This is a genomic window from Streptomyces sp. NRRL S-244 (genome assembly GCF_000717915.1).
Classification (GTDB): domain Bacteria; phylum Actinomycetota; class Actinomycetes; order Streptomycetales; family Streptomycetaceae; genus Streptomyces.
The window spans coordinates 81,785-108,738 of the sequence record NZ_JOCX01000019.1 but is presented as its reverse complement, the minus strand read 5'-3'; the positions used below and the strand labels follow the sequence as shown (position 1 = coordinate 108,738).

At 71.4% G+C, this 26,954-nt stretch carries 22 protein-coding genes; 15 read left to right on the top strand and 7 right to left on the bottom strand.

Annotation, left to right across the window (positions count from 1 at the left end; genetic code table 11):
- Positions 1-34: 34 nt before the first annotated feature.
- Positions 35-334 (bottom strand): YciI family protein, encoded by a 300-nt coding sequence (locus tag IF02_RS0122980; RefSeq protein WP_030159851.1) that lies wholly within the window; start codon positions 332-334, stop codon positions 35-37.
- A 26-nt stretch (positions 335-360) separates the two neighbouring features.
- Between IF02_RS0122980 and IF02_RS0122975 the strand changes: the two genes are divergently transcribed.
- Positions 361-1,038, top strand: coding sequence for an endonuclease V (locus IF02_RS0122975; protein WP_030159849.1), 678 nt, complete (start codon positions 361-363; stop codon positions 1,036-1,038).
- A 19-nt stretch (positions 1,039-1,057) separates the two neighbouring features.
- On the opposite strand, the gene IF02_RS0122970 is transcribed toward IF02_RS0122975, so the two are convergent.
- Together IF02_RS0122970 and IF02_RS33925 are read right to left on the bottom strand one after the other, a co-directional pair.
- Positions 1,058-2,212 (bottom strand): saccharopine dehydrogenase family protein, encoded by a 1,155-nt coding sequence (locus IF02_RS0122970; protein WP_030159847.1) that lies wholly within the window; start codon positions 2,210-2,212, stop codon positions 1,058-1,060.
- A 243-nt stretch (positions 2,213-2,455) separates the two neighbouring features.
- Positions 2,456-4,066, bottom strand: a complete 1,611-nt coding sequence (locus IF02_RS33925; RefSeq protein ID WP_078622260.1) for a PKD domain-containing protein — start codon at positions 4,064-4,066, stop codon at positions 2,456-2,458.
- A gap of 464 nt (positions 4,067-4,530) precedes the next feature.
- Here IF02_RS33925 and IF02_RS0122960 point away from each other — a divergent pair, with 464 nt between their 5' ends.
- The 6 genes from IF02_RS0122960 to IF02_RS0122935 all read left to right on the top strand — a co-directional run bounded on the left by IF02_RS0122960 (position 4,531) and on the right by IF02_RS0122935 (position 11,877).
- Positions 4,531-4,947 carry an MmcQ/YjbR family DNA-binding protein gene (locus IF02_RS0122960; protein ID WP_030159842.1) on the top strand — a complete coding sequence of 139 codons (417 nt, stop codon included), beginning with the start codon at positions 4,531-4,533 and terminating at the stop codon, positions 4,945-4,947.
- A 143-nt stretch (positions 4,948-5,090) separates the two neighbouring features.
- Positions 5,091-6,236, top strand: a complete 1,146-nt coding sequence (locus IF02_RS0122955; RefSeq protein WP_030159840.1) for a CaiB/BaiF CoA transferase family protein — start codon at positions 5,091-5,093, stop codon at positions 6,234-6,236.
- Positions 6,236-7,261, top strand: a complete 1,026-nt coding sequence (locus tag IF02_RS0122950; RefSeq protein WP_030159839.1) for an LLM class F420-dependent oxidoreductase — start codon at positions 6,236-6,238, stop codon at positions 7,259-7,261. The genes IF02_RS0122955 and IF02_RS0122950 overlap by 1 nt, the downstream gene beginning before the upstream one ends.
- 9 nt (positions 7,262-7,270) lie before the next feature.
- The gene (locus IF02_RS0122945; RefSeq protein ID WP_030159838.1) at positions 7,271-8,413 is read left to right on the top strand and encodes an acyl-CoA dehydrogenase family protein; all 1,143 of its coding nucleotides are present in this window, start codon (positions 7,271-7,273) and stop codon (positions 8,411-8,413) included.
- 24 nt (positions 8,414-8,437) lie between these two features.
- Entirely contained in the window at positions 8,438-9,652 is a 1,215-nt protein-coding gene (locus tag IF02_RS0122940; protein ID WP_030159837.1) for an acetyl-CoA C-acetyltransferase, read from the top strand.
- Positions 9,653-9,705: 53 nt separating this feature from the next.
- The gene (locus tag IF02_RS0122935; RefSeq protein WP_030159836.1) at positions 9,706-11,877 is read left to right on the top strand and encodes a 3-hydroxyacyl-CoA dehydrogenase NAD-binding domain-containing protein; all 2,172 of its coding nucleotides are present in this window, start codon (positions 9,706-9,708) and stop codon (positions 11,875-11,877) included.
- A 55-nt stretch (positions 11,878-11,932) separates the two neighbouring features.
- On the opposite strand, the gene IF02_RS0122930 is transcribed toward IF02_RS0122935, so the two are convergent.
- Positions 11,933-12,670, bottom strand: coding sequence for a MerR family transcriptional regulator (locus IF02_RS0122930; protein WP_030159835.1), 738 nt, complete (start codon positions 12,668-12,670; stop codon positions 11,933-11,935).
- Between the two features lie 85 nt (positions 12,671-12,755).
- Here IF02_RS0122930 and IF02_RS0122925 point away from each other — a divergent pair, with 85 nt between their 5' ends.
- From IF02_RS0122925 to IF02_RS34890, 3 genes are all read left to right on the top strand, one after another.
- A complete protein-coding gene (locus IF02_RS0122925) occupies positions 12,756-14,609 on the top strand; it encodes an AMP-dependent synthetase/ligase (RefSeq protein WP_051696460.1) in 1,854 nt (617 codons plus the stop codon).
- A gap of 55 nt (positions 14,610-14,664) precedes the next feature.
- Positions 14,665-16,317 (top strand): bifunctional aspartate transaminase/aspartate 4-decarboxylase, encoded by a 1,653-nt coding sequence (locus tag IF02_RS0122920; RefSeq protein ID WP_030159832.1) that lies wholly within the window; start codon positions 14,665-14,667, stop codon positions 16,315-16,317.
- A gap of 149 nt (positions 16,318-16,466) precedes the next feature.
- Positions 16,467-16,673 (top strand): hypothetical protein, encoded by a 207-nt coding sequence (locus IF02_RS34890; RefSeq protein ID WP_158708542.1) that lies wholly within the window; start codon positions 16,467-16,469, stop codon positions 16,671-16,673.
- A 477-nt stretch (positions 16,674-17,150) separates the two neighbouring features.
- Here IF02_RS34890 and sph read toward each other — a convergent pair whose 3' ends face one another.
- On the bottom strand, positions 17,151-18,140 hold the full coding sequence (gene sph / locus IF02_RS0122910; protein ID WP_030159828.1) for a sphingomyelin phosphodiesterase: 990 nt from the start codon (positions 18,138-18,140) through the stop codon (positions 17,151-17,153).
- A 129-nt stretch (positions 18,141-18,269) separates the two neighbouring features.
- Here sph and IF02_RS0122905 point away from each other — a divergent pair, with 129 nt between their 5' ends.
- Positions 18,270-19,163 (top strand): oxygenase MpaB family protein, encoded by an 894-nt coding sequence (locus IF02_RS0122905; protein ID WP_030159826.1) that lies wholly within the window; start codon positions 18,270-18,272, stop codon positions 19,161-19,163.
- A gap of 52 nt (positions 19,164-19,215) precedes the next feature.
- Here IF02_RS0122905 and IF02_RS0122900 read toward each other — a convergent pair whose 3' ends face one another.
- Positions 19,216-20,721, bottom strand: coding sequence for a M1 family metallopeptidase (locus IF02_RS0122900; protein WP_030159824.1), 1,506 nt, complete (start codon positions 20,719-20,721; stop codon positions 19,216-19,218).
- 242 nt (positions 20,722-20,963) lie between these two features.
- Complete coding sequence (locus tag IF02_RS0122895) at positions 20,964-21,443, bottom strand: hypothetical protein (RefSeq protein WP_030159822.1); 480 nt, start codon at positions 21,441-21,443, stop codon at positions 20,964-20,966.
- Between the two features lie 95 nt (positions 21,444-21,538).
- Between IF02_RS0122895 and IF02_RS0122890 the strand changes: the two genes are divergently transcribed.
- The 4 genes from IF02_RS0122890 to IF02_RS0122875 all read left to right on the top strand — a co-directional run bounded on the left by IF02_RS0122890 (position 21,539) and on the right by IF02_RS0122875 (position 26,954).
- Positions 21,539-22,402 carry an SCO6745 family protein gene (locus IF02_RS0122890; RefSeq protein WP_030159821.1) on the top strand — a complete coding sequence of 288 codons (864 nt, stop codon included), beginning with the start codon at positions 21,539-21,541 and terminating at the stop codon, positions 22,400-22,402.
- Positions 22,403-22,506: 104 nt separating this feature from the next.
- Entirely contained in the window at positions 22,507-25,017 is a 2,511-nt protein-coding gene (locus IF02_RS0122885) for a Tex family protein (protein WP_030159819.1), read from the top strand.
- A 247-nt stretch (positions 25,018-25,264) separates the two neighbouring features.
- The gene (locus IF02_RS0122880) at positions 25,265-25,768 is read left to right on the top strand and encodes a hypothetical protein (RefSeq protein ID WP_051696459.1); all 504 of its coding nucleotides are present in this window, start codon (positions 25,265-25,267) and stop codon (positions 25,766-25,768) included.
- Entirely contained in the window at positions 25,755-26,954 is a 1,200-nt protein-coding gene (locus tag IF02_RS0122875; RefSeq protein ID WP_051696458.1) for an MAB_1171c family putative transporter, read from the top strand. Before IF02_RS0122880 ends, IF02_RS0122875 begins: the two co-directional genes overlap by 14 nt.

The window sequence follows — 26,954 nt, the reverse complement described above, 5'->3', positions numbered from 1 at the left end:
CTCGGAGATGTGTATAAGAGACAGGCCCCACCCCCTACGCCCCCGCGTTCTCCCGTACCGCCGCCAGGTCCGACGACGTCTTCGTCGCGATGAACTCCGTGATGCGGTACTCGCAGACGCCCGCCAGGGTGAAGGGGTCCTCTGCCGCGATGCGCTCGACTTCCGCGCGGGAGACGCCTGCGGCCAGGATGATGCCGCCCTCGCGCGGGACCTTGCGGCCCGAGGCGAGGAAGACGCCCGAGGCGTAATAGCCGTCCAGCCACGCGATGTGGGCGTCCAGCTCGTCTTCGATGGCTTCGATGGGCGCGGTGTAGGTGAGCTCCATGACGAACATGATCGCCAGGCTACTCTCGCACCATCATGACAAGTGTGAAGACCCCCGCCGATGAGGCCGAGGCCCGGGCGATACAGGACGAACTGCGTAAGAGCGTGGTGCTCGACGAGGCCGGCCCGCCGCCCGGTCGCGGGCTGGTCGCGGGCGTGGACGTCGCCTACGACGACGAGCGCGACCTGGTCGCCGCCGCGGCCGTCGTCCTCGACGCCGCCACCCTGGAGGTCGTCGAGGAGGCGACCGCCGTCGGGCACGTCAGCTTCCCGTACGTGCCCGGGCTCCTGGCCTTCCGGGAGCTGCCCACCGTGCTGGCCGCGCTCGACTCGCTCACCGCCGCCCCCGACCTGGTCGTCTGCGACGGCTACGGGCTCGCCCACCCCCGCGGCTTCGGCCTCGCCTGCCACCTCGGGGTCGTCACCGGACTGCCGAGCATGGGCGTCGCGAAGAACCCCTTCACGTTCACGTACGAGGAGCCGGGGGAGCGGCGCGGCGCCGCGGCCCCGCTGGTCGCGGCCGACGGGGCCGTCGTCGGGCGGGCGCTGCGCACGCAGGACGGGATCAAGCCGGTGTACGTCTCCGTGGGCCACCGGATCTCGCTGGACACCGCCTGCGCCCACGCCCTCGCGCTGAGCCCGCGCTTCCGGATCCCCGAGTCCACCCGGCACGCCGACTCCCTCTGCCGGCGGGCCCTGCGCGAAGCCTCCTGACCACCGGCCACCGGCCGGTTCAGCGGGCCGAGGCCACCCGGAACCGGATCCCCGCCTTCTGGAGCCGGTCCAGCAGCGCGTCGCCCATCGCCACCGCCGTGGTGAGCTGGCCCGCCCGCTCCGGCAGGGCGTCGTACGCGAGGCACAGCGCCGACTCCGCCAGCATCTTGGCGGTTTCCCCGTAGCCCGGGTCGCCGCCCGAGACCTCGGTGAACACCCGGCTGCCGCCGCCCTCGCCCACGAAGCGGACCGTGAACCAGCTGCGCGCCCGCCGCTCCGCGTCCGGGCCCTGGCCCGCCTCCCAGCGGCTCATCAGCCACCGCCGCGCCGCCGGGAGCTGCGCCAGGGCCACCGCTCCGCCGACCGCCGCCGCACCGCCCACGGCGACCGGGAGGTGCTTCACCGAGGCGTACTGCCGGTAGCGGAAGTCCGGCCCGTACCGCTCCAGCGCGGCCGCCGAGCGGGTCACGACCCGGTGGTCCAGCGTCGGCAGCGGCAGCGCCCAGGTGCCGGTCTCCCGGCTGAACCGCGGCGCGCCCAGGGGGCTCCGTACGCGGCGCCCCGGCAGCCGGGGCTCGTGCAGCCGGCGCTCCTGCGCCGCGGCCAGGGTCTGCGGTCCGCGGCCCATGGCGGTCAGGGCGGAGGCCAGGGTCCCGCCGGAGAAGGTCGCGTTGGAGCGCATGAACCCGTCCACGCGGAGCGGGACGCCCTCGGGCAGCTGCCCCACCGTGAAGTACGCGCCGAGGTCGGCCGGGATCGAGTCGAAGCCGCAGGCGTGCACGATCCGCGCGCCGGTCTCCCGGGCCCGGGTGTCGTGCTCGACGTACGTCCGGTCCACGAACTCCGGCTCGCCGGTGAGGTCCACGTAGTCCGTACCCGCCGCGGCGCAGGCCGCGACCAGCTCCGCGCCGTAGAGGACGTACGGTCCGACGGTCGTGGCCAGGACCCGGGTGGAGGCGGCCAGTTCCCGTAGGGCCTGCGCGTCGGAGGCGTCCGCGCGCAGCAGGGGCAGCGACGCGCAGCCGGGGTGGAGCCGGGTCAGCCGCTCGCGCAGCCGCTCCAGCTTCCCGAGGTCGCGCCCCGCGAGGGCCCACCGGCAGTCGGCGGGGGCGTGCGCGGCGAGGTACTCGGCGGTGAGGGCCCCGACGAACCCTGTCGCCCCGAAGAGCACCACGTCGTAGGACCGCTCACGCGCACGATCACTCTCAAGCCCAAGCCCAAGCCCAAGCCCAAGCCCAAGCCCGCGTTCGCGCTCCGCGGTCCCGTCAGACCGCCGAACCTCTTCGTTCATCACGGCTCCTCCCACTCCAGTCGGTGGCTGAGGCTAACCCGCAGGCCCCGTACGCAGAACAGCGCCCCGGGGGCGGCCTGGACGGCCGTTTCCGGGGCGCTGCGAGCGGCGCGGGGCCGCGGTGGGTCAGTTCTCCTGGTACATCCCGAAGACGTCGACGATGAGGTCGGCGTCGCCGTCGCTCTGGTTCCAGAAGTCGACGATGCCGGTGCCGCCGGTGCTCGCCTGGACCAGGTTCGGGACGGTCTTGCCGGTCGTCCAGTTCAGGGTGGAGGAGGTGGGCGGCGTCGGCTGGCTCGCCGCGTCGTTGTCGTACTCGTCCAGCGTGTTCGGGTCCGGGGAGACCGCGAGGAAGCCGCTGTCCTTGGTGTTGGTCACCGTGGCGTTCAGCACGAAGCCCGTGACACCGGAGCCGGGCTCGCCCATCGGCACGTAGATGTAGTCGCGGCCGCCCAGCGGCCCGTAGACCGGGCTCTCGGGGTCACGGGTGTCGAGCATCCGCTCCGGGGTGAAGGGCAGGTAGGAGCCCTTGCTCTGCGGGCTGTAGTAGCCGACGACGTCGACGATGACGTCGGCCGGGTTCCAGCCGCCGTTGCGGATGCTGATCTTGCCGTCGGGGCCCACCGGGACGATCACCGAGTTGGCGATGGTCTGGCCGGTCGTGAAGTTCACGTTGGACGCGGTCGGGGCCTGCTGGCCGCTCGGGAAGACGGTCAGGTGGCCGTCGCTGCGCGGGTTGGTGACGGTCACGTTGAGCGCCACGGCGGTGACGCCGGAGGCCGGCACCTTGCCCAGGCCGCTGATCTGGGTGCTGAAGGACCCGTACCCGGCGAGCTGGCCCTTGGCGGTGCCCGTGCCGCTGCGGGTGTCGACGAACCGCTGCGGCGCCAGAGGGGTGTAGCCGCTGGAGGCCGTCTGCGTGAAGTAGCCGGTGACGTCGGCGATGAGGTCGACCGACTCCCAGCCGCCGTTGTACAGGTTGACGTAGCCGTTCGGGCCGACCGGCACGATGACCAGGTTCGGGACCGTCTGGCCGGGGACGAAGTTGACGTTCGAGGTGCTCGGGCGGTCGTCGCCGTCGGCGAAGGCGGTGACGTGGCCGCCGCTGGTGGTGCCGGTGACGGTGACGTTGAGTACCACCGCGGTGACGCCGGCGGGGATGCCGCCGTTCCCGCCGATCTTCAGGTGCGCGGAGGTGTACGCGGCCACCTTGGTCTTCGGGGCGCCGGTGCCGTTGCGGGTGTCCAGCAGACGGGTCGGGCCGTACGGGGTGTAGTCCGAGCCCGCGGTCGTGACCGCCACCTCGTTGGTGACCGAGGTGTTGGCCGCCTTGTCCGTCACGGTGACCTTGACGGTGTAGGTGCCGAGCTCCGCGTAGGTGTGCTCGGAGTTCACGATCTGGGTGCCGGAGGCCGAGGCGGCGGTGGTGGCCCCGTCGCCCCAGGCGATGCTGATGTCGAGCGGCGTGGCCGCGCTGGTGACGGAGCTGTCCAGATAGACGGCGTGCGCGGAGACGGCGAACGCGTCCAGGCCGACCGCGAGGGTCGGGTTGGCGGCGCCGGCGGTCTCCGTCATGGGGGCGGCCGCGAGCTTGCCCGTGGGGACCGGTGCGCTCTGCCGGGTCGACCGGTCGGCGGGGCTGGAGAACTTGGCGGTGTCCTTCAGGCCGTCCTGGGCCAGGTCGGGCTTGCTGATGCCCTGGGCATCGCCGGAGTTCGCTCCGGCTGCGTGGGCCATGCCCGGTATGAGAGAAATGCCGGCTGCGAAGACGGCCGCAGATGCTGCGAGTCGGCGGTAGGACACCGAGCCCCCTATGTTTCCGTGAGCCCTTGGCCAGGGCTGAAAGCTCGCTCAGATTACATAGCTCCTTCCATTCCGCTTAAGGCCCCCCGCCTTAAGTTCGCGGGCCTGCGGGAAGTGCCTCGAAAGCGGCCTGAAAGTCCTCCATCGGCCGCTGTGATCAGGGGTTTCGTGTTCTCCGATCAGATGTCCCGGTAGGGCCCGAAAAGGTCGACGGCGGGGTCGATGTCGTCGTCGTTCCGGTTCCGGTAATCGGTGGCGCGGGTGGGGAACTCCGACGGCCCCGGCGGGAAAGGCCGTTGTCCGGTTCCCGGCCCGTGTCAGGGGGCGGCGTTAGCGTGGGGAGGGACTGTCCGTGCGGGCGGTACGGGCGCGTGTGAGCTGTGGTGAGGGAGGCGTCGATGAAGGCTGCGGTGCGCAAGTGGGAGGCGGTGCGGGAGTTTGCCCGGGGGCTGCCGGAGGCCGTGATGGAGTTTCCCTGGGGGCCCGAGGACTGCGTCGTGAAGGTCAACAAGAAGATCTTCGTGTTCCTGGGCAGCGTCGACGGCCCGCGCTCGCCCGGGTTCTCCGTGAAGCTCAAGGACGAGGCGCTGCACGGCCACGCCATGACCGCGCCGGGGGCGGAGCCGACCGGGTACGGCCTGGGAAAGGCCGGCTGGGTCTCCGTGCCGTTGGGGGAGAAGGGGGCGCCGCCCCTCGACGTGCTGTGCGAGTGGGTGGAGGAGAGCTACCGCACGGTCGCCCTCAAGCGGCACCTCAAGGAACTCGACGCCCGGCTCCAGGAGGGTCCCGACGCGCGAAACGAGTCAACCGGCTAAGCGGTTGCTCTTGTGCTGAGTGGAACGCGTTCCTAGCATCGCTGGTGTTACATCAGTTGTGTCACACAATGGCGCGCGCCGCGGATGCTACGGATGCTGGGGGCTCGATGGCAGTGACAGGGAACGTGCCCGGCAGGCCCGGCATGCCCACGGCCGCGGGGCCGGCGGCCGGCCGCGGCCCGCTCGCGGGCGTGCGCGTCGTCGAACTGGCGGGCATCGGCCCGGGCCCGTTCGCCGCCATGCTCCTCGCCGACCTGGGGGCCGACGTCGTACGGGTGGACCGGCCCGGCGGCGGCGGGCTCGCGGTCAACCCCGCGTACGACGTCACCAACCGCGGCAAGCGCTCCGTCCTGGTCGACCTGAAGTCCGCCGAGGGCCCCGCCCTCGTGCTGGACCTCGTCGAGCGGGCCGACGTGCTGATCGAGGGCTTCCGCCCCGGCGTCGCCGAGCGGCTCGGCGTCGGACCCGCCGACTGCCACGCCCGCAACCCGGAGCTCGTCTACGGCCGGATGACCGGCTGGGGCCAGGACGGCCCGCTCGCGCACACCGCCGGGCACGACATCGCGTACATCGCCGTCACCGGCGCCCTCGGCATGATCGGCAATCCGGGGGAGGCGCCGGCCGTCCCCGCCAACCTCGTCGGGGACTACGCGGGCGGCTCGCTCTACCTGGTGATCGGTGTGCTCGCGGCCCTCCAGCACGCCCGCACCCCCGGCGGCGCCGGCCAGGTCGTCGACGCGGCCATCGTCGACGGCGCCTCCCACCTCACCGCCATGATCCACGGCATGATGGCGGCCGGCGGCTGGCAGGACCGGCGCGGGGCCAACCTCCTCGACGGCGGCTGCCCCTTCTACGGCACGTACGAGACCTCCGACGGCGGGTACATGGCGGTCGGCGCGCTGGAGCAGCAGTTCTACGACACCTTCGTCGAGCTGCTCGGCATCGGGGACCAGGCCCCCGCCCGCAAGGACCTGGCCCGCTGGGGCGAGCTCCGCGAGGCCGTCGCCGCCCGCTTCAAGTCCCGTACGCGCCAGGAGTGGACGGCGGTGTTCGAGGGCTCCGACGCGTGCGTGGCGCCCGTGCTCTCCCTGCGCGAGGCGCCGCAGCACCCGCACCTCGCCGCCCGCGCCACCTTCACCGACTTCGGCGGGATCACCCAGCCCGCCCCCGCGCCCCGGTTCTCGGCCACCCCGGCCGCGGTCACCGCCGGCCCCGCCCTGCCGGGCGCGCACACCGATTCCGTGGCCCGCGACTGGGACGTACCGGCCCTGCTCCCGAAAGAGGTCTGATGGAACTGTCCATGATGCTCGACTACGCCGGGGACCCGCGCCGGGCCGCCGACGAGGCGGCGGCGCTGGAGGCGGCCGGGCTGGACGCCGTGTGGGTCGCCGAGGCCTGGGGCTTCGACTCCCCGACGATCATGGGCTACCTCGCCGCCCGCACCGAGCGGATGAAGATCGGCTCGGCCATCCTCAACGTCTACTCGCGCACCCCGGCCCTGATCGCCCAGACGGCCGCCGGGCTGGACGCGCTCTCCGGCGGCCGGGCGCTGCTGGGCCTCGGCGCCTCCGGCCCGCAGGTGGTCGAGGGCTGGCACGGGAAGCCGTACGACAAGCCGATCGGCCGGACCCGCGAGACCGTCGAGCTGTGCCGCCGGATCTGGCGCCGCGAGACCATCGACCACCACGGCATCACCGACATGCCGCTGCCGCCCGAGAGGGGCGGCCGGCACGGCAAGCCGCTGAAGATCCTCACCCGGCCGGTCCGTGACGCGGTCCCCGTCTACATCGCCTCGCTCGGCCCTGCCAACGTGCGGATGACCGCCGAGATCGCCGACGGCTGGCTGCCCACCCTGTTCCTCCCCGAGAAGGCCCACGCGGTGTGGGGGAGCGCCCTCGCCGAGGGCGCGGCCCTGCGCGCCCCGGAGCTCGGCCCGCTGCAGACCGTGGCCGGCGGGCTGCTGGCGATCGGCGAGGACGCCGCCGCCGTACGGGACCTCGCGCGCCCGCAGATCGCGCTGTACGTCGGCGGGATGGGCGCGGTCGGCAAGAACTTCTACAACGACCTCGCCGTCGCCTACGGGTACGGGGAGGAGGCCCGGAAGATCCAGGAGCTCTACCTCTCCGGCCGCAAGCGCGATGCGGCGGCCGCCGTACCGGACGAGTTCTGCGAGCTCATGACGCTGTGCGGGCCGGAAGGCTACGTACGCGAGCGGGTCGAGGCCTTCCGGGAGGCGGGCGTCACCATGCTCAACGTCACACCCGTCGGAGCCGAGCCGGCCCGGCTGATCGAAACCGTCAAGAGCTGGCTCTAGGGGGCCCCGATGCAACGCCGCATCTTCGACGCCGACCACGAGGCGTTCCGCGAAACGGTCCGCACCTTCCTCACCAAGGAGGTGCTGCCGCACTACGAGCAGTGGGAGAAGGACGGGATCGTCAGCCGCGAGGCCTGGCGGGCCGCCGGCCGGCAGGGCCTGCTGGGCCTGGCCGTCCCGGAGGAGTACGGGGGTGGCGGGAACACCGACTTCCGCTACGCCGCCGTGATCGCCGAGGAGTTCACCCGGGCGGGCGCGGCCGGGCTCGCGATCGGCCTGCACAACGACATCATCGGCCCGTACCTGACCTCGCTCGCCACCGAGGAGCAGAAGCGGCGCTGGCTGCCCGGGTTCTGCTCCGGCGAGACCATCACCGCCATCGCGATGACGGAGCCGGGCGCGGGCTCGGACCTCCAGGGGATCCGGACCAGCGCCGAGGACCGGGGCGACCACTGGGTGCTCAACGGCTCCAAGACCTTCATCTCCAACGGCATCCTGGCCGACCTGGTGGTCGTGGTCGCCAAGACCACCCCGGAGGGCGGCGCACACGGCCTGTCGCTGCTCGTGGTCGAGCGGGGCGCGCAGGGCTTCGAACGCGGCCGCAACCTCGACAAGATCGGCCAGAAGGCGCAGGACACCGCCGAGCTGTTCTTCCACGACGTACGCGTCCCCAAGGAGAACCTGCTCGGCGAGCTGAACGGGGCCTTCGTCCACCTCATGACCAATCTCGCGCAGGAGCGGATGGGCATCGCGATGGCCGGCATCGCCGCCGCCGAGCACCTGCTGGAGATCACCACCCAGTACGTGAAGGAGCGCGAGGCCTTCGGGCGGCCGCTCTCCAAGCTCCAGCACATCCGCTTCGAGATAGCGGAGATGGCCACCGAGTGCGCCGTCACCCGCACCTTCCTGGACCGCTGCATCGTCGACCACTCCAACGGCGAGCTGGACCACGTGCACGCCTCGATGGCCAAGTGGTGGGCGACCGAGCTCCAGAAGCGGGTCGCCGACCGCTGCCTGCAACTGCACGGCGGGTACGGCTACATGAGCGAATACCGGGTCGCCCGGGCCTTCACCGACGGCCGCATCCAGACCATCTACGGCGGCACGACCGAGATCATGAAAGAGATCATCGGCCGCTCCCTCCTCGGCTAGACCTCTCCCCGAAAGGCTTGACCAGTGAGCACCGAAGCGTACGTATACGACGCGATCCGCACGCCGCGCGGCCGCGGCAAGGCCAACGGCGCCCTGCACGGCACCAAGCCGATCGACCTGGTCGTCGGCCTCATCAACGCCCTGCGCGAGCGCAACCCCGGCCTGGACCCCGCCACCATCGACGACATCGTCCTCGGCGTCGTCGGCCCGGTCGGCGACCAGGGCTCCGACATCGCCCGGATCGCGGCCATCGCCGCCGGACTCCCGGACACGGTGGCCGGCGTACAGGAGAACCGCTTCTGTGCCTCCGGCCTGGAGGCCGTCAACCTGGCCGCCGCCAAGGTCCGCTCCGGCTGGGAGGACCTCGTCCTCGCGGGCGGCGTGGAGTCCATGTCCCGCGTCCCGATGGCCTCCGACGGCGGCGCCTGGTTCAACGACCCCATGACCAACTGGGACACCGGCTTCGTCCCGCAGGGCATCGGCGCCGACCTCATCGCCACCATCGAGGGCTTCTCCCGGCGCGACGTCGACGAGTACGCCGCCCTCTCCCAGGAGCGGGCCGCCGCCGCCATCAAGGACGGCCGCTTCGCGAAGTCCGTCGTCCCGGTCACCGACCGCAACGGCCTGGTCGTCCTGGACCAGGAGGAGTTCGTCCGCCCCGGCACCACCGCCGACACCCTCGCGAAGCTCAAGCCGTCCTTCGCGGACATCGGCGACCTCGGCGGCTTCGACGCCGTCGCCCTGCAGAAGTACCACTGGATCGAGAAGATCGACCACGTGCACCACGCGGGCAACTCCTCCGGCATCGTCGACGGCGCCTCGCTCGTCGCGATCGGCACCCGCGAGGCGGGCGAGCGGGGCGGTCTGGCGCCGCGCGCCCGGATCGTCTCGGCCGCCGTCTCCGGCTCCGAGCCCACCATCATGCTCACCGGCCCCGCCCCGGCCACCCGCAAGGCCCTCGCCAAGGCCGGCCTGACCATCGACGACATCGACCTGATCGAGATGAACGAGGCCTTCGCCGGCGTCGTCCTGCGCTTCGTCAAGGACATGGGCGTCTCCCTCGACAAGGTCAACGTCAACGGCGGCGCCATCGCGCTCGGCCACCCGCTCGGCGCCACCGGCGCGATGCTGCTCGGCACCGTCATCGACGAACTGGAGCGCCAGGACAAGCGCTACGGGCTCGTCACCCTCTGCGTCGGCGGCGGCATGGGCGTCGCCACCATCGTCGAGCGCCTCTGAACCGCGTCCTGTATCCCCCAGACCTCCTCCCCGACACGGAAGCAGCGAGAAAAATGAGCGAGTCCACCACGATCCGCTGGGAACAGGACGAGACCGGCGTCGTCACCCTGACCCTCGACGACCCCAACCAGTCCGCCAACACGATGAACCAGGCCTTCAAGGACTCCATCGCGGCGATCGCCGACCGCGCCGAGGCCGAGAAGGACTCCATCCGCGGCATCATCTACACCTCCGCCAAGAAGACCTTCTTCGCGGGCGGCGACCTCAAGGAAATGATCGGGCTGCGCCCCGAGCACGCGCAGCTCGCCTTCGAGACCGGCACCGCGATCAAGAACTCGCTGCGCCGCATCGAGACCCTCGGCAAGCCCGTCGTCGCCGCCATCAACGGAGCGGCCCTCGGCGGCGGTTACGAGATCTGCCTCGCCTCCCACCACCGCATCGCCCTCGACGCCCCCGGCTCCAAGATCGGCCTGCCCGAGGTCACCCTCGGCCTGCTCCCGGCCGGCGGCGGCCTCACCCGTACGGTGCGCCTCATGGGCATCGCCGACGCGCTGCTCAAGGTCCTGCTCCAGGGCACCCAGTACAACCCGCAGCGCGCCCTCGACAACGGCCTCGTGCACGAACTGGCCGCCACCCCCGAGGAGATGCTGGCCAAGGCCCGCGCCTTCATCGACGCCAACCCCGAGTCGAAGCAGCCCTGGGACGTCCCCGGCTACCGGATCCCGGGCGGCACCCCGTCGAACCCGAAGTTCGCGGCCAACCTCCCGGCCTTCCCGGCCAACCTGAAGAAGCAGCTGAACGGCGCCCCGTACCCGGCCCCGCGCAACATCCTGGCCTGCGCCGTCGAGGGCGCCCAGGTGGACTTCGAGACCGCGCTGACCATCGAGGCCCGCTACTTCACCGAGCTGGTCACCGGGCAGACCGCCAAGAACATGATCCAGGCGTTCTTCTTCGACCTCCAGGCCGTCAACGCCGGCCGCAGCCGCCCGCAGGGCATCGAGCCCCGCAAGGTCGCCAAGGTCGCCGTCCTCGGCGCCGGCATGATGGGCGCGGGCATCGCGTACTCCTGCGCCCGCGCGGGCATCGAGGTGGTGCTGAAGGACGTCACCCCCGAGGCCGCCGCGAAGGGCAAGGCGTACTCCGAGAAGCTGCTCGACAAGGCCGTCTCCCGCGGCCGTACGACCGAGGCCCAGCGCGCCGAGCTGCTGGCCCGGATCACGCCGACCGCCGACGCGGCTGACCTGGCCGGCTGCGACGCCGTCATCGAGGCCGTCTTCGAGGACACCTCCCTCAAGCACAAGGTGTTCCAGGAGATCCAGGACGTCATCGCCCCCGACGCGCTGCTCTGCTCCAACACCTCCACGCTGCCCATCACGGGCCTCGCGGAAGGGGTTTCGCGCCCCGAGGACTTCATCGGACTGCACTTCTTCTCGCCCGTCGACAAGATGCCGCTCGTGGAGATCATCAAGGGCGGGCGCACCGGCGACGAGGCCATCGCCCGCGCCTTCGACCTCGTACGGCAGATCAACAAGACCCCGATCGTCGTCAACGACTCGCGCGGCTTCTTCACCTCGCGCGTCATCGGCCAGTTCATCAACGAGGGCGTGGCGATGGTCGGAGAGGGCGTGGAGCCCGCCTCCGTCGAGCAGGCCGCGGCCCAGGCCGGCTACCCGGCCAAGGTGCTCTCCCTGATGGACGAGCTGACCCTCACCCTCCCGCGCAAGATCCGCAACGAGACCCGCAAGGCCTTCGAGGCCGAGGGCCGCTCGTGGACCGCGCACCCCGCGGACATGGTCATCGACCGGATGGTCGACGAGTTCGGCCGCCCCGGGCGCAGCGGCGGGGCCGGCTTCTACGAGTACGACGAGAGCGGCAAGCGCACCGGCATCTGGCCGGGCCTGCGCGAGCACTTCGCGAAGCCGGACGCGGACATCCCGTTCGAGGACATGAAGGAGCGGATGCTGTTCTCCGAGGCCCTGGACACCGTCCGCTGCCTCGACGAGGGCGTCCTGACCTCGATCGCCGACGCCAACATCGGCTCCATCATGGGCATCGGCTTCCCGGCCTGGACCGGCGGCGTGATCCAGTACATCAACGGCTACGAGGGCGGCCTGGCGGGCTTCGTCGCCCGCTCCCGCGAGCTGGCCGACCAGTACGGCGAGCGCTTCACCCCGCCGGCCTCGCTCGTCGCGAAGGCCGAGCGCGGCGAGACGTACGCCGACTGACCCCCGTAGCACCAGTAGTACCCGAAGTACCCGCAGCACCCGCCGCGGGCGGCGTTCACTCGGAGTCGGCGGACTCCGAGACGAACGCCGCCCGCAGTTCCTCCTTCAGCGACCGCTGGAACGCGGTCACCAGCGCCTGCACCACCATCGGCTGCATGTGCGCGGACAGCGCCTTCATCGACTCCACCCGCTCCGGATCGCTCTCGCCGCGCGTGAACGGCCCCCACACCTCGTCGCGGAAGAGCGCCGTCAGCTCGTGCGCCGCCGTCCGCGCGTGCTCCAGCAGCACCTTGCGCGCCACCAGGATCGTCTCGTGCGCGATCGGCACGTCCAGCAGCGCGACCCCCAGCCGCAGCAGCCCCACGTCCACCCGGAAGCCCTCCCCGGCCGGCGCCAGCACGTTCATCGCCGTCAGCCGCCGGACGTCGGCGTTCGACAGGCTCCGCCCCGCCCGCTTCTCCAGCTCCTCCCGCGACACCTCCTGCGGCGCGTCCGGAGCCCAACTGGACACCATCGCGCGGTGGATCGCCAGGTCGTGCGCGCTCAGGTCGTCGGGCAGCGCGTCCAGATAGCGCTCGATGGCCGACAACGTCATGCCCTGGTGCTGGAGTTCCTCGATCAGCGCCAGCCGGGACAGGTGTTCCGGCCCGTAGTGCCCCACCCGACGAGGGCCGATCACGGGAGGGGGCAAAAGCCCGCGCGTGCTGTAGAAACGAACGGTGCGCACGGTGACGCCCGCCCTGGCCGCCAGCTCGTCGACGGTGAGCATCGGCTCGGGTGCCTGGTCGGCCATCGTCTGCGCCTCGCTCTCTGCTCCACAGCTTGGGTTCAACAGTATTGCTGTCGCACCAACGATGTGAAACGGCCAGGAGCTGCCCATGACCATGAAACTGCGACTGCCCGGACGACCCGAAGAGCTCACGATCCCCGCCCTGCTGGCGCGCAACGCCGCCGAGTACGGCGATCTCCCCGCCCTCTCCTGGCGGGAGGACGACGGCTGGACGACCCTCGACTGGACCGAGGTCCGCCGCAAGGTCGCCGTCCTCGCCTCCGGATACGCCGCCCTCGGCATAGAACGCGGCGAACACGTCCTGATCATGATGGGCAACCGCCCCGAGCACTGGCTGACCGACCTCGCCCTCGTCCACCTCGGCGCCGTCCCCGTCACCGTCTACGGGACCTCCGCGCCCGAGCAGATCGCCCACATCGCCCGGCACAGCCGGGCCCGGGTCGCCGTCCTCGAAGGCGCCGGCGAGCTCGCCCGCTGGGAACCGCTGCTCGCCGACGCCCGGGTGCCGCTGGAGCGGCTGGTCGTGGCCGAGGCCGCCGAGGCCGGTCCGCACCGTACGTACGGCTCCCTGCACGCGAGCGGCGCCCGTACGCACCGCCCCGACGACTTCGAGAAGGCCTGGCGGGAGATCCGCCCCGAGGACCCGCTGACCGTCGTCTACACCTCCGGCACCACCGGCGACCCCAAGGGCGTGCGGCTGACCCACCGCAACATCATGCTCCAGGCCGTCCGCATCGACGGGCGCACGGAGCTGCCCGAGCACGCCGAGCACATCTGCTACCTGCCTTTCGCGCACATCGCCGAGCGGATCCTCGGCATCTACCTGCCGCTGCTGCGCGCCGCGCACGTCCGGCTCGTCGCCGACCCGACCGCCGTGGGGGCCGCCGTACGAGAGCTGCACCCGGTGCAGTTCTTCGGGGTGCCCCGGGTCTGGGAGAAGCTCGCCGCGGCCGTACGGGCCGTGCTGGCGCAGCTTCCGGCAGCGCAGCGGGAGTCCATCGAGGCCGCGAACGACCTCGCCCGCGCCCGGGCCGGCCACCGGGAGCGCGGCGAGCGGATCCCGGCCGCGCTCGAAGCCTCGTACGCCCGGGCGAAGGAGCAGGTGCTGGACCCGCTGCTGGGCCTGGCGGGGCTGGACCGGCTGGAATGGACGGCCAGCGCCACCGCGCCCATGCCGATCGACGTGGTCAGGTTCTGGGCGGGCTGGGGGATCACCATCATGGACGCCTGGGGGCTCACCGAGACCTCGGGCGTGTGCACGATCAACAGCCCGGACGGCTTCCGGCTGGGCTCGGTGGGGCGGCCGATCGAGGGGCTGGAGCTGCGGCTCGCCGAGGACGGGGAGATCCTCACGCGGGGCGCGACCGTCTTCGCCGGCTACCTGCGGCCCGACGGGTCCGTGGAGAGCGCGCACGACGCCGAGGGCTGGTTCCCGACCGGGGACGTCGGCCGGCTCGACGAGGACGGGTTCCTCTGGCTGACCGACCGCAAGAAGGAACTCATCATCACCTCGAACGGCAAGAACGTCTCGCCGGCCCTGGTGGAGAACACCGTCAAGGAGCATCCGCTGATCGGCCAGGCCCTGGTGCACGGCGACGGCCGCTCCTACCTCGTCGCCCTGCTGGTGCTGGACGGGGAGGTGGCCCCGGCGTGGGCGGCGGCCCGCGGCATCGAGGCCGGCCCGCTCGCCGCGCTCGCGGAGCACCCGGCCGTACGGGAGGAGATCGCCGCGGCGGTCGCCGCGGCCAACGCCCGGCTCAACCGGACCGAGCAGATCAAGCGGTACCGGCTGCTGACACAGGAGTGGGGCCCCGCGTCCGGGGAGCTCACCCCGTCGCTGAAGCTGCGCCGCCGGGTGGTCCGGGAGAAGTACGGCGCCCTCATCGACGCGCTGTACGCCGACCCGTACGAGGAACCGCACCACCGGGCCGGGGCGCAGTAGCCCGGATGGCCCCGTCCGGTGGGCGCGCGGGCGCCCGCCGGACGAGGCTGGGAAGATGCCGGAGACCCGTTTCAGCCGCGAGGAGATCCAGTCCCTCGCACGGCTCAGCCCGTTCGAGCTGAAGGACAGGTTCATCCAGCTCGCCCAGGCGGCCCAGGCCGACCGGCCGGGCCAGAAGGACACCACCGCCCGCGCCATGCTGAACGCGGGCCGCGGCAACCCCAACTGGATCGCCACCGGCCCCCGCGAGGCCTTCCACGCCCTCGGCTACTTCGCCCTCGACGAGTCCCGCCGCGTGTGGACCGCCGACCACCTCGGCGGGATGCCGGAGCGCCGCGGGATCGGGAAGCGGTTCGACGCGTGGATCCGCCGCCACCCGCAGCTGCCCGGCACCGAGCTGCTCTCCGCGTGCGTCGCGTACGCCCTGTCGCGGTGGGGGTTCGACGAGGACGCCCTCGTGCACGAGCTGGCCGACGCCGTGATCGGCGACAACTACCCCGTGCCGGACCGGATGCTGGTGCACGCCGAGCAGATCGTCCGGGGCTACGTCGACTTCGAGATCTTCGGCGAACGGCCGGCCGTGGACCGCCTGTCGCTGTTCGCCACCGAGGGCGGCACGGCCGCGATGTGCTACGTCTTCGACTCGCTCGTCCAGAACGGGATCCTCCACAAGGGCGACAAGATCGCCCTGATGACCCCGGTGTTCGCCCCGTACGTCGAGATCCCCGGGCTCGACACCTTCGAGTTCGAGGTGGTCGAGGTCAGCGCGAGCCTGTTCGCCGAGACCGGCGTGCGCCAGTGGCGCTACCCGCCGGAGGAGGTCGCCAAGCTGGCCGACCCGGAGGTCAAACTGGTCTGCCTGGTCAATCCGAGCAACCCGCCCTCGCTCGCGCTGAGCGACCGGGTGGCGGGGCAGATCAAGGAGATCGTGACCACCGCCAACCAGCGCCTGCTGATCGTCACCGACGACGTGTACGGCACGTTCGTGCCCGGCTTCCGCTCGCTCGCCGCCGAACTGCCCCGCAACACGCTGCTGGTGTACTCGTACTCCAAGCACTACGGGGCGACCGGCTGGCGGCTCGGCGTCATCGGCCTGCACGACGACAACGTCGTCGACGAGATGATCGCGGAGCTCCCGGGGGAGGAGAAGGAGCGGCTCGCCCGGCGGTACGGCTCGCTCTGCCTGGAACCGGCGCGGATCCGGTTCATCGACCGGATGGTCGCGGACTCCCGCTCGGTGGCGCTCAACCACACGGCGGGGCTCTCCCCGCCGCAGCAGGCGCTGATGGTGCTCTTCTCGCTGTTCGACCTGCTGGAGGAGGGCCAGGCGTACAAGGAGCGCATCCGCGGGATCGTCCGCCGGCGCCTCGACCTCCTGCTGGAGGGCGCGCAGATGAAGATCTCCGACGACGACCGGCGGGCCGGCTACTACGTGGAACTCGACCTGCTGGCCGAGGCGGAACGGGTCCACGGCAAGGAGTTCGCGGAGTTCCTGGAGAAGAACTACGAGCCCGTCGACCCCCTGCTCCGCCTCGCGGAACAGACCTCGGTGGTACTGCTGAACGGCGGCGGCTTCGACGGCCCGCAGTGGTCGGTCCGGGTCTCCCTGGCCAACCTCGACGACCTGGACTACCTCAAGGTCGGCCACCACTTGAGGGAGATCTTCCAGGAGTACGCGACGGAATGGCAACGCGCGCAGGCCGACTAGGGCCTTTCCTCGGATTCTGACGTCAGGGAAGAACTTTGTCGGTCCATGTCCTCCAGGTCCCACACTTCGCCTTGCTGCACGGTAACTGTGCCTTGGTCAGGCAAGAATTCTAACCGCCACAGTCGGAATCACGGGCTCGGCAAGGCGAAGTGCAGTTCGAATTTTCCTTCGTGGCCCGGGACATGACTCCGGAAGAGGGTGCCGAAAAGGTAGTCATCGAAGATGGTGATTTTCCAGACGTCCTCCTCTGCGGGCGGTGGATTTTGAACGACGTGCCCGAAGTTGAGAAAACCGCCAGGATTTCCAAGGGCGTCGAATTCCCTGGTCCCCATCTCGACAGCCAGTCTCAAATTTGATGTTCGTCATCAAACTCTCCCAGTTCCTCTCCCGCAGCACGTAGAAATGGGACGTGGCGTGTGAGGAAGATGCGCAAGGGGGATGCTGCGGTTGACAGCCGAGGCGCCCGGCGCCCGTCAGCTCGTGAGCACCGTCGAGTTCCGTGCTGTGACGATCCCGGCCTCCGAGGTGCGGCCGTCGACTTCGCTCCTCTCCCGATATATTCCCTCGGCAAGCCCCTCCCAGCAACTCGCCATCGGCCTGACCGGCGCTCCCGCGCATGAATTGCCCATCATTTGCAGCGAGTTACGGACCCCCCCGGGTGACGCTCCCTGGGTGCGGCGCTCTTGCGCGCGCTGACTGGGAGTCGGCAAGACGCGCAGCGAGAAGGCCTTCACGTACGCCGCGCTCGATGTTCTTCACCATGGCGAGGGAGACGTGCGACTCGCGGGCACGGCCCCGGGTGCCGTCGTACGGCGGCACCCGGGGAGTGCGGACTAGCGGCCGATCAGGGGGTAGTGGTCGGAGAGGTTGGTGTACGTGTACGAGGTGCCCCAGCTGGAGACCGTCCAGGGCGCCGACTCCTCCTTGACCACGTTGTTCTCCCAGCCCGCCGGGCGGGCGTTGCCCTTGCGGTAGAGGACGTAGTCCAGGTCCTCGCGCGGGTCCGTCGGGTAGCGGTAGTTCGCGATGGAGTTCAGCGCCGTGTCGAACGAGTACGGGTGGCCCGTGCGCGAGTCGGAGTTCGCCAGGTCGGCGTTGGCCAGCATGGACGCGAACTCGGGGGAGCGGGAGTCGACGTTCATGTCGCCGGTCACGATGACCTGCTCGTTCGCCGGGATGTTCTTGCCGTCCAGGAAGGCGTCTATCGCCTTGAACTGGAGGGCGCGCATGGCAGCCGCCTCGCCGGAGCCACAGCCCGGGTCGGTGGACTGGGCGTGGGTGCCGACCACGTGGACCTTGGTGCCGTTCACGTTCAGCACGACGTACGCGAAGCCCTTGTTGGACCACCAGTCGGCGCCGCAGGCGTCCTTGTAGACGACCTGCTCCTTGCGGACGATCGGCCACTTGCTGAGGATCGTGACGCCGCCGTCCTCGGGGGTGGTCGAGGAGTACGCGCCGCCCGTGGCGTCCCAGCCGCTCTTGCTGCGGCCGACGATCGGGGTCTGGTACGGGTACTGCGCCGAGGCGTTGGACTTCAGCGCGTCCGAGGCGCCGTTGTCGAAGGCCTCCTGGAGCACGACCACGTCGTGGCCCTGGAAGAAGGACGCCTTGGGGATCTCCGAAGCCCGGTGGTCCTGGCCCCAGTTGGGGTAGAGGTTCTTGCTCATCAGGAACGTGTTGTACGTGAGGACGCTGAGCCGCGGGGCAGCGGCGCTCTCCGCGGCCGAGGCGGCCGGCGCACCGGTGGCGGCCAGTGCGCCGACGGCGATCGCCGCAACGGCCGTGGCGGCGGCACGGTTGCGGCTGAGCTTGGTGTGCAGCATGAGGTCTCCATCATTCCTGCAGGGGGGAGATCGACTCCGTCATCCAAGCAGCCGCGGTTACCTCTGGGTAACACCCGTGACAAGACTTTCTGTCCGGGAGCGGACGTCTGGCACTCGCATACTGGAACCATGAACGAAACAGAGCTCCCCGCACCCGGACCGACGGCCGCGCGCCGCCCCGATCCCGAGCCGCCGGCCCCCGGCGGGGTGCTCTGGACCATCTCCGGCGACATCCGGGCCCTGCTGATGCTGCCCGCCGCCTTCACCATGCAGGTCGCCCACCCCGCGATCGGCGCCGGGGTCGACGAGCACTCGGTCTTCCGCACCGACCCCTGGGGGCGCGGCGAGCGCTCCCTGCGCTCCGTCCAGCTGTGGGTGTACGGCGGGGCGGAGGCCGCCGAGGAGGGCCGCCGGGTGCGCCGCCTGCACAAGGAGATCCAGGGCATCGACACCCGGGGGCGGCGCTACCACTCCCTCGACCCCGCCTGCTACTCCTGGGTGCACGCCACCGGCTTCCCGATCTACCTCTACGCCGGGCGGTACCTGCTGCGCCGCTTCACCCCCGCGCAGGAGCGGCAGCTGTACCGGGAGTGGCTCCAGGTGGGCCGGATCCTCGGCATACGCGACCGGGACATGCCCCAGAGCATCGAGGAGTACTGGGTCTACTACCGCCGGATGCTGGCCGAGGAGATCGAGCCGACCAAGGTCGCCCGCGAGCTGATCGCCACCGACGTGCCGCTGCCACGGCCCGAGGGTGGCTCCCTGCCGGTGCGGCTGCTGCTGCGGCTCACCTGGCCGGTGCTGCGGGCGGCGTTCCTGCGCTTCCGGGCCTTCGTCACCGTCGGGTACATGCCGCCCGAGGCCCGCGCCGCGATCGGGCTGGAGTGGAGCCCGGCCCAGGAGCGCAGGCTCCGGCGGCTCAGCACGGCCGTACGGCTCCTCGTACCGCTGCTGCCGGAGCGCCTGCGGTACCTGCCCATCGCGCGCGCGGCCCGGGCGCGGTGGCGCGCCGGCACCCCCTGAGGGGCGCCGGCGCGCGGAGCCTCGTACGCGCTACGGCTACGCGCTACGCGACTCAGTGCTCGTGGATCGTGTTCGTCTCGGCGATCTTCTTCCAGGACTTCGGCTCCACCGGCTTCGCGGCGGGGGCCTTGAGGGACCGGGCGGTCGGGGCCGCGGCGGCCGGCGGGGCGAAGGCCGGCTTGCCCGGGGTGTACAGCCAGGTCTCGAACAGCTGCGCCAGCGGCTTGTTCGAGACCTTCTCCGCGTACCGGACGAAGTCCCCGACCTTGGCGTTCCCGTAGGCCCGCTCGGTCGGCCAGCCCTTGAGGATCTTGAAGAACTTCTCGTCGCCGACCTCGTTGCGCAGCGCCTGCAGGGCGATCGCGCCGCGGTCGTACACGGCCCCGTGGAACTGGTTGTCCGGGCCCGGGTCACCCGGCTTGACCTGCCAGAACGGGTCGTCCGCCGGGCGCTGCCCGTACGCCCAGTCGGCGAGCTCCTGCGCGGTGCCCTCGCCCTCCTTCTCCGACCACAGCCACTGGCTGTAGCGGGCGAAGCCCTCGTTGATCCAGATGTCCTTCCAGCCGTCGACGGAGACGCTGTCCCCGTACCACTGGTGGGCCAGCTCGTGCACGACCACCTGGATGTTCGCGCCGCTCGCGAACTGCTTCGGGCTGTAGAACGGCCGGGTCTGCGTCTCCAGCGCGAAGCTCGAGGGCACGTTGGGCACGTACCCCCCCAGGGCGTTGAAGGGGTACGGCCCGAAGATCCCCTCCAGCCATTCGGCGACCTCGCCGGTCCGCTCCACGCTCGCGCGCGCCGCGCCCGCGTTGTCGCCGAGGTCCTTGCTGTAGGCGTTGAGGATCGGCAGACCGCTCGCCGTCTTGTCGGTGGTGACGTCGAACTTGCCGATGGCGAGGGTGGCGAGGTACGTGGCCTGCGGCTTGTTCGAGCGCCAGTTGTACCGGGTCCAGCCGAGCCGGGAACTCTGCGACTGGAGCACGCCGTTGCTGATGGCCTGGGTGCCGTCGGGGACGTTGACCGAGACGTCGAAGGTGGCCTTGTCGAGCGGGTGGTCGTTGCTCGGGAACCACCAGACGGCCGAGTCGGGCTCCTGCGCGGCGACGCCGCCGTCCGGGGTGCGCTGCCAGGCCGACCAGCCGTCGATCTTGAACTCCGAGGGCTTTCCGGCGTACTTGACGACGACCGTCGCCGGGGTGTCCTTCTTCAGCGGCTGGGCGGGGGTCACCTCCAGCTCGTGCTCCCCGGAGGTGGTGAACTTCGCCTTGGCGCCGTTGACCCGGATCTCGCCGACCTTCAGGCCGAAGTCCAGGTTGAAGCGGGAGAGGTCCTGCTTGGCGGTGGTCAGGAGGGTGGCGGTGCCCTCCAGCAGGTCCGTCTTCGGCTGGTACTGCAGGCGCAGGTCGTAGTGGGACACGTCGTATCCGCTGTTGCCGCTGGCCGGGTAGTAGGGATCGCCGATACCCGGGGCCCCTTGGACCGAACTCGCCGCCGAGGCCGGGATCACCAGCAGGAGGGAGGCGGCGAGCACGCTGGGGGCGATGACTTTGCGGTGCACGAAGAGCTCCAAGCGGTAGGGAGACAGTTCTGTTCAACGGCTTGTCGTCCGACCGTATTCACGCCCGCCCCCCTACGTCATGTCCATGGCCGCCGGTGTCACACGATCGCCATTCGGCCGTCACAGGCCGGGGGCCGGACCGGTGGCCCACCGCCCCGAAGAGCCGCGTTCGGGTACGCGAACGGCCTTCCTCCGCCGTGGGGACCGCGGAAGAAGGCCGGAAACCGGATGCCGGACGCCCCCTACAGGCCGTTCAGCTTCGAGTTGGTCGCCAGGAACTGGTTGCCGATGCCGGTGTCGTTGCCGGTGAAGAGGCCCGACGCGCCGCGCAGGCTGGTCTTCTCCGCCGCCAGACGGCCCATCAGGGTCTTCACCTGCTGGTCCCAGGTGTCCGCCACCTTCTTCAGGCCGGCGGCCGTCTCCCAGCCGTCGAAGCCCTTCTGGGCGGTTCCGGTGTCGGCGTCCGCGTACTCCGCCGCCTTCTTGGTGTTGGGCTCCAGCTCGGTCTCGATCGTGTTCGCCGCGGCCTTCTTCTGCGCCGGCGTCGAAGCGAAGTCCCCGGAGCCGCCCGGCACGAACGGGCCTATCGGGCCCTTCGGGTTGCCCGGGGCGGCCGGTCCCGCCGGTCCGGCCGGAGCCGTCGGTCCGCTCGGTTCGACCGGCACGTGGTTCAAGCGCATGCCGACCTGAAGGTCCGCCGCCTGGCCGCTGTCTCCTGACATGTTCACGCCTCCCCGTTGGTTTTCGGCTCGATCATATGCATGGCGGCCGGGACTTGGTCTACCCGACATACTGAGCGGTCGGTAATCTGGCGGGCATGACGATTCCTCCGCGCGCCGCCCGTCACTGTTGGCATGCTGCGATCAACCCGCTGCACGCGACCATCTACTTCTCTCCCGACCTGGGCAAGGAGTTCGCCGCCCTCGGGGTCACCGAGCGGCCCGCCGTGAACCTCGCCTCCCGGTCCGCCGCCATGGGCGCCGTCGGGCCCGGCACGGTCACCGCCACCTTCTACAACTACCGCCACGACTTCGTCGCCCGGCACCTGCCCGCCGTCTGGGACACCATCACCCCCGAACAGGCCCTGGACGCCCGGCTGCGCGCCGCCGACAGCACCCTGCGCCGGCTGCTCGGCACGGAGGCGATCGAATCCCCCGAGCTCGCCGAGACCGCCGACCTCGCCCTGCGCGCCACCGAGGGCTGCACCCGGCACGCCCGGCCCCTCTACGCGGCCCACGCCGACCTCCCCGTACCCGAGGAGCCGCACCTGCGCCTCTGGTACGCCACCACCCTGCTGCGCGAACACCGCGGCGACGGCCACCTCGCCGCCCTGCTGCTCGCCGGACTCGACCCGCTGGAGGCCCTGGTCAGCCACACCGCCACCGGCCGTGGCATGACCCCGAAGTGGATCAAGGCCATCCGCGGCTGGGAGCAGTCCGACCTCGACGCCGCCGCCGACCGGCTGCGCGAGCGCGGGCTCCTCGACGCCGACGGCGAGCTCACCGAGGAGGGCGCGGCCGTACGCGAGCGCCTCGAAGCCGACACCGACCGCCTCGACGCGGCCCCGTACGAGCACCTCGGCGCCGAAGGCCTGGCCCGGCTGGCCGAGCTGGGCGGCGGACTCGTCGTCAAGGCCGTCACCGCCGGCGCCTTCCCCGCGGACGCCTTCGGCAAGGCCTGACGGGGCCGGGCGCAGGACCGGGCGCGGGGCTCCCGGCCGCCGTCACCGCCACCTGCCACAATTGGCAGCCTTCCAGTGCAAACGAAGGCAGGCGGGACCCGATCGTGACGATGTCCATCGAAGGCAGGATCGCCGAGGAGCTCGGCGTACGGGAGCGGCAGGTCAAGGCCGCCGTCGAGCTGCTCGACGGCGGCTCCACCGTGCCGTTCATCGCGCGCTACCGCAAGGAAGCGACCGAGATGCTCGACGACGCCCAGCTGCGCACCCTCGAGGAGCGGCTGCGGTATCTGCGCGAGCTGGAGGACCGGCGCGCGGCGATCCTGGACTCCGTACGGGAGCAGGGCAAGCTCGACGCCGAGCTGGAGGCCCGGATCAACGCGGCCGACACCAAGGCCCGGCTGGAGGACATCTACCTCCCGTTCAAGCCCAAGCGGCGCACCAAGGCGCAGATCGCCCGTGAGGCCGGCCTGGAGCCGCTCGCCGACGGCCTGCTGGCCGACCCGACGGTGGAACCGGCCGCCGCCGCGGCCGCGTTCGTCGACGCCGACAAGGGCGTCGCCGATCCGGCCGCCGCCCTGGAGGGCGCGCGCGCCATCCTGACCGAGCGCTTCGGTGAGGACGCCGACCTGATCGGCGAGCTGCGCGAGCGCATGTGGGGCCGCGGCCGGCTCTCCGCGAAGGTCCGCGAGGGCAAGGAGGAGGCGGGCGCCAAGTTCGCCGACTACTTCGACTTCGCCGAGCCCTTCACCGCGCTGCCCTCGCACCGCGTCCTCGCCATGCTGCGCGGCGAGAAGGAGGACGTCCTCGACCTCACCCTGGAGCCCGAGGCCCCCGAGGACGCGGCCGCCCCCGGCCCGTCCACGTACGAGGGCATGGTCGCGCGCCGCTTCGGCGTTGCCGACCGCGGCCGTCCCGGCGACAAGTGGCTGGCCGACACCGTCCGCTGGGCCTGGCGTACGAAGATCCAGGTGCACCTCGGCATCGACCTGCGGATGCGGCTGCGCGCCGCGGCCGAGGACGAGGCCGTACGGGTCTTCGCCGCCAACCTGCGCGACCTGCTGCTCGCCGCCCCGGCCGGCACCCGGGCCACGCTCGGCCTCGACCCGGGCTTCCGCACCGGGGTGAAGGTCGCCGTCGTGGACGCCACCGGCAAGGTCGTGGCCACGGACGTGATCTACCCGCACGTGCCCGCCAACAAGTGGGACGAGGCCCTCGCCAAGCTGGCCCGACTCGCCAAGGAGCACGCGGTCGAGCTGGTCGCCATCGGCAACGGCACGGCCTCGCGCGAGACCGACAAGCTCGCCGGGGACCTGATCACCCGCCACCCCGAGCTGAAGCTCACCAAGGTGATGGTGTCCGAGGCGGGCGCCTCCGTGTACTCGGCCTCCGCGTTCGCCTCGCAGGAACTCCCGGACATGGACGTGTCGCTGCGCGGCGCGGTGTCCATCGCCCGCCGCCTCCAGGACCCGCTCGCCGAGCTCGTCAAGATCGACCCCAAGTCGATCGGCGTCGGCCAGTACCAGCACGACCTCTCCGAGGTGAAGCTCTCGCGCTCGCTCGACGCGGTGGTCGAGGACTGCGTGAACGGCGTCGGCGTGGACGTCAACACCGCCTCCGCCCCGCTGCTCTCGCGGGTGTCGGGCATCAGCGGCGGGCTCGCCGAGAACATCGTGGCCCACCGTGACAACAACGGCCCCTTCCGCAGCCGCAAGGCGCTCAAGGACGTGGCGCGGCTCGGCCCGAAGGCGTACGAGCAGTGCGCGGGCTTCCTGCGGATCCGCGGCGGGGACGACCCCCTGGACTTTTCCAGCGTGCACCCCGAGTCGTACCCGCTGGTCCGGGGCATGGCCAAGACGGCCGGCAGCGACGTGGCGGCGCTCATCGGCAACACCGGCGTGCTGCGCTCGCTGCGGCCGGAGCAGTTCGTCACCGAGGCCTTCGGCCTGCCGACCGTGACGGACATCCTGCGCGAGCTGGAGAAGCCGGGCCGCGACCCGCGGCCCGCGTTCAAGACGGCCACCTTCAAGGAGGGCGTCGAGAAGATCGGCGACCTGGCGCCCGGGATGATCCTGGAGGGCGTGGTCACGAACGTGGCCGCGTTCGGCGCCTTCATCGACATCGGCGTCCACCAGGACGGGCTGGCCCACGTCTCGGCGCTGTCGAAGAACTTCGTCAAGGACCCGCGGGACGTGGTCAAGCCGGGCGACATCGTCCGTGTGAAGGTCCTGGACGTGGACATCCCGCGCAAGCGGATCTCGCTGACGCTGCGGCTGGAGGACGAGGCCGACCGCCCGGCGGGCGGCGCTCCCCGGCAGCGCGAGGACCGCCAGGACCGCCAGGACCGGCAGGAGCGGCGCGGCGGTGGCCGTCCCCCGCAGCAGCGCGGCGGCGGTCAAGGCGGCCAGGGCGGCCAGGGCGGCCAGGGCGGCCAGGGCCAGCGTCAAGGCGGCCAGGGCCAGGGCGGTCAGGGCCGGGGGCAGGGTGGCGGCGGCCAGCGCCAGGGAGGACAGCGCCAGGGCGGCAGCGGCGCCCCGGCCCCGGCCAACAGCGCGATGGCCGACGCCCTGCGCCGGGCCGGCCTCACCGGGGCCCCCGAGGAGCGCCGCAAGCGCTGAGAAGGGTGGGTCCGCAGGGACGGTCCGGGGATGGCCGAATAGGCACCCCACCTGGGCACACACCTTGCGAACTCCCGTACAAGATCTGTAGGCATGGTGGAACGCCCGTTCGCCGAGTGGCGAGCGGGCTTCCGTTTCTCCCCTCAGGACCCCACTCCCAGAGGCCGCCTTGAAGGCACAGGACGCCATGCCCACGCCCACGCACGCCTACCGACGCTGCCCGCGAAAGGGTCCGAAGAGGGATCACATGCCCCACTCGCAACCCAGCCTCCGTAAACGGTGCGAGAAGATTCTCGGCCATCTGGATCTGACACATCCCTTCTCCATCGAAGGGCTGTGCAACCGGATCGCCGAGCAGCGGGGCCGCCCCATCCACCTCCACCCGCTCCCCAAGGAGGCGGCGGAATCCGGGGTCTGCGGGCTGTGGGTGGGCACCGACAGCGTCGACTTCGTCTTCTACGAGGCCCAGACCACCGCGCTGCACCGCGAGCACATCGTGCTCCACGAGCTCGGGCACATCCTGTTCGGCCACAACTCCCTGGAGGCCGAGGACAACGACGGGCAGGTCCCGGTCGTCCTCGGACGCACCAACTACACCACCAGCCAGGAGCGGGAGGCGGAAATGCTGGCCAGCATGATCCGCATCCGCACCACGGGCCCCTGCCCGCAGTCGGCCGCGGCATCCCGCGGCACCCTCGCCTGGCTGGAATCCGCCATGGGCTACGGGCGGGGGAGCCATGGACGCCGCTGACCTCACCGCCTTCGGCGACTCGCTCGCCGTGCCCAGCGTCGTCTGTCTCTGGATCGCGGTCCTGCTGCGCGCCCCGGCCGCCCTGCGCTCCCCGCAGCAGCGCGGGCTGTGGCTCGCCGTCGCCACCGCCGCCGCCGCGATGACCCTGAACCTCCCGGACGTCATCGCGTACGCGATGCGCGATCCGGACTACGCGCACGCCGTCGGCCTCGTCCGCAACCTGATCGGCGTGCTGTCCGCGGGCACCGTGCTCTACTTCGTGGCCGCCGCCACCCGCGGCCGGGCCCTCCAACTCGCCTCCTGGGTGGGCACGGTGGCCTGGCTGACCACCCTCGTGGTGCTGGACACGGCCGCCCCCGCGCACACCGCGCACACCATCCCGGCGCAGGGCGATCCGGTGCCCTCCCTCGCGTACTGGCTGTTCCAGATCTCCGCGCACCTCCTCGCCAACGTCACCTGCGTCTCCCTCTGCTGGCGCTACAGCCGCCGCACCGAGAGCCGGGGACTGGCCGCCGGGCTGCGGCTGTTCGGCCTCGGCACCGCGCTCGCCGGCCTGTTCTGGTTCGCGTACCTGCTCAAGGCCCTGTTCGCCAGCACCTGGGCGGTGCCCGCCCTGCCGCTGATGATGAACCTGCACGGACTGCTGCGGGCCGCCGCGATCCTCGTGCCCACCCTGTTCACGCTGCGCCGCACGAGCGCCGACATCGCCACCGCCTGGCGGCTGTGGCCGCTCTGGCACGACCTGGTCCAGGCCGTCCCGCACGTCGCCCTGACCAAGCCGCGGGCCGGCCGGGTCGTGGAGCTTCTGTGGCCGCCCGTTCCGCGCAACCTGCTGGTGTACCGCAAGGTGATCGAGACCCGCGACGCGATCCTGATCCTCGGCGAGTACGTCGCCCCGGGCGTCCCGGAGCTCGCCCGCACCCATGTCACCGGACACGGGATCCCCGAGCAGCGGCGCACCGCGGCCGCGCTGGCCTGCGTACTGAAGGAGGCGCGGCAGGCGAAGCTCGCCGGACGGCCCGGGCAGCCGGGGGAGGACACGGCCTGGGAGCTGCCCGCCGCGATGCAGACCTCCGCCGAGGGCGGCGACCTCGACGACGAGGCCCGGTTCCTGGTCGACGTGGCCCAGGCCTACGGATCGCCGTCGACCACGGACTTCACCCCGCAGCGCCCGCACACCCCGTAA